Annotated in this window: 3 protein-coding genes; all 3 read right to left on the bottom strand. The window is 59.9% G+C overall.

Features of this window, described 5'->3' with window-relative positions; genetic code table 11:
• Positions 1 to 51: 51 nt before the first annotated feature.
• On the bottom strand, positions 52 to 453 hold the full coding sequence (locus EOA33_RS32430) for a hypothetical protein (RefSeq protein ID WP_245455364.1): 402 nt from the start codon (positions 451 to 453) through the stop codon (positions 52 to 54).
• 79 nt (positions 454 to 532) lie between these two features.
• A complete protein-coding gene (gene cobS / locus EOA33_RS32435) occupies positions 533 to 1519 on the bottom strand; it encodes a cobaltochelatase subunit CobS (RefSeq protein ID WP_126058059.1) in 987 nt (328 codons plus the stop codon).
• A gap of 123 nt (positions 1520 to 1642) precedes the next feature.
• Positions 1643 to 2272: a J domain-containing protein gene (locus EOA33_RS32440; RefSeq protein WP_126058058.1), complete on the bottom strand. Its 630-nt coding sequence runs from the start codon at positions 2270 to 2272 to the stop codon at positions 1643 to 1645.
• Between the last annotated feature and the right edge of the window lie 117 nt (positions 2273 to 2389).

Consider the following 2389-nt stretch of genomic DNA (forward strand, 5'->3'; position numbering starts at 1 on the left):
GTTCTTCGGCTTGTTGCGCGTGTTGTCGCCCGGACCCGCCATAATACGTCTCTATTTCATTTCCGGCTGCTGGCCTGTTGTCCGTTGGTCAAATTGAGTGCGGAGTATCCGGACAATTCCCTCAACCGAAATTGTGAAATAGCCTGCTTTTCCGGAGTCATAAGTCTGTCGCCACTGACGGTATCCACTCTCAAAACCATCTGGAACAGACCCCGTGCCCTCAAGCTCAACGACACTCGCCCGCAGCGCATCGGCAGCAACGGGCAAATGAGCCACAGTCTGCATCTCCTTTTCATTGGTCGGTATCGGCACGTCGGTGACGGAGATCGAAACGATCGGCTGGCCTTTTCCCGCAAAAGTGTCAGCCGCACCTACAATTACTCGCGAGGAAGCGGGCGCTGCTCCGTGATAAGTCCAAATCTGGCCCGGTGTAAATGGTGCGGTCTGAGCCATGGCTGCCTGACAGATCGACAAACAGAGTACCGGGATGCTCCACAGAAATGTCCGGCACGCCGCTTCCATGAGGTCAGCGCTACCCCAGCACCACGTTGGCGGCGGATTCGGGCAAATCTTCGCCGAAGGCGCGCTGGTAGAATTCGGCGACCACCGATCGCTCCAGCTCGTCGCACTTGTTGAGAAAGGTGAGCCGGAACGCCATGCCGATATCGCCGAAGATCTCGGCGTTTTCTGCCCAGGTGATGACGGTACGCGGGCTCATCACGGTCGAAAGGTCGCCGTTGATGAAGGCCGAGCGCGTCATGTCGGCGACCCGCACCATCTTGTTGACGATATCCTTGCCCTTGCTGTCGCGATAGTGCTTGGCCTTGGCCAGCACGATGTTCACCTCATTGTCGTGCGGCAAATAGTTCAGCGTGGTGACGATCGACCAGCGGTCCATCTGCGCCTGGTTGATCTGCTGCGTGCCGTGATAGAGGCCGGTGGTGTCGCCCAGGCCGACCGTGTTGGCGGTGGCGAACAGCCGGAAGGCCGGATGCGGGCGGATGACCCGGCTCTGGTCGAGCAGCGTCAGGCGGCCCGAAGATTCCAGCACGCGCTGGATGACGAACATCACGTCCGGACGGCCGGCGTCGTACTCGTCGAAGCAGAGCGCGACATTGTGCTGATAGGCCCAGGGCAGGATGCCGTCGCGGAATTCGGTGACCTGCAGCCCGTCCTTGACGACGATGGCGTCCTTGCCGACGAGGTCGATACGGCTGACATGACTGTCGAGGTTGACGCGCACGCAGGGCCAGTTGAGGCGCGCGGCGACCTGCTCGATATGGGTCGACTTGCCGGTGCCGTGATAGCCAGACACCATGACCCGGCGGTTGTAGGCAAATCCGGCGAGGATCGCCATCGTCGTGTTCTTGTCGAACAAATAGTCGGGATCGACGTCCGGAACGTGCTCCGAAGAAACCGAATAGGCCGGCACCACCATCTTGGAATCGAAGCCGAATTTGTCCTTCACCGACACTGTCGTGTCGGGCAGGTTGGCGATGTCGCGGTCGACCTTGTTCATCTCTATCCACGTCTCCACGGGCGAAATGGCTGATTTCGCCGGCAATCGATTTTGTCCGGGGGCGGTCTTAGAGCCTTTTCCAACCTTGTGAAAGTTGGAAAACGACACGAACCGTAGGGCCGCTCAGCACAATCCTGCCTGCTTGAGCACGCGATAGGCCTGGAGCACATCGCGGAACCGGTCTTCCGAACCCCTGTCGCCGCCATTCGCATCCGGATGGTGACGCTTAACCAGTTCCTTATAGCGCGCCTTGATATCCTTGCCAGTCGCCTTTGTATCAAGGCCAAGAGTTTCCAGTGCCTTGGCCTCAAGGGGCTTGGCCTTGCGCTCGCGCGCCTCGCGCGGATCCTTGGGCCCGTTGAATAGGTTGAAGGGGTCGCGCATGCGGTTGTAGTAGCCGGCGCGGCCGGAGCGCTGCTGGGCGAAATCGGGCGCCGAGCGCATCCCGCCGCCATTGGCTCCCATGCGCCAGGTCGGCCGGTGTCCGGTCAGTGCCTCTTTCTGGAAGCGGGCGACCTCGGTGTCCGGCACGCCCGAGAAGTAGTTGAAGCCCTTGTTGTACTCGCGCACATGCTCGAAGCAGAAGCGGAAATACTCGCCCTCCTTCAGCCGCCCGACCGGCGCGCGATGGGTGCCGGCCTCCTTGCAGCCGTCCCACTGGCAGATCGGTGCGCGCGACTTCAGCTCCGCGTCCTTTTCCGGCCGGATGCGGATTTTCTCGAAATATTTGGGATACGGCTTCATCTCACCCATTTATGGGCTGTTCGCACGTGCGAAACAAGAATTGACATTTCCGCGATGATCGCCCTAACCGCTGAATCGCGGCTTAAAAGCGGTCTGAAATTGAGATTTTGCAGCTGTGCCGTAGAT

Origin of the sequence: Mesorhizobium sp. M4A.F.Ca.ET.050.02.1.1 (assembly GCF_003997725.1) — a bacterium.
Lineage (GTDB): Bacteria > Pseudomonadota > Alphaproteobacteria > Rhizobiales > Rhizobiaceae > Mesorhizobium.

Excerpts from the sequence above, each read along its gene's own strand:
- EOA33_RS32440 (WP_126058058.1), bottom strand. The coding sequence starts at position 2,272 with ATGGGTGAGATGAAGCCGTATCCCAAATATTTCGAGAAAATCCGCATC.
- cobS (WP_126058059.1), bottom strand. The coding sequence starts at position 1,519 with ATGAACAAGGTCGACCGCGACATCGCCAACCTGCCCGACACGACAGTG.
- EOA33_RS32430 (WP_245455364.1), bottom strand. The coding sequence starts at position 453 with ATGGCTCAGACCGCACCATTTACACCGGGCCAGATTTGGACTTATCAC.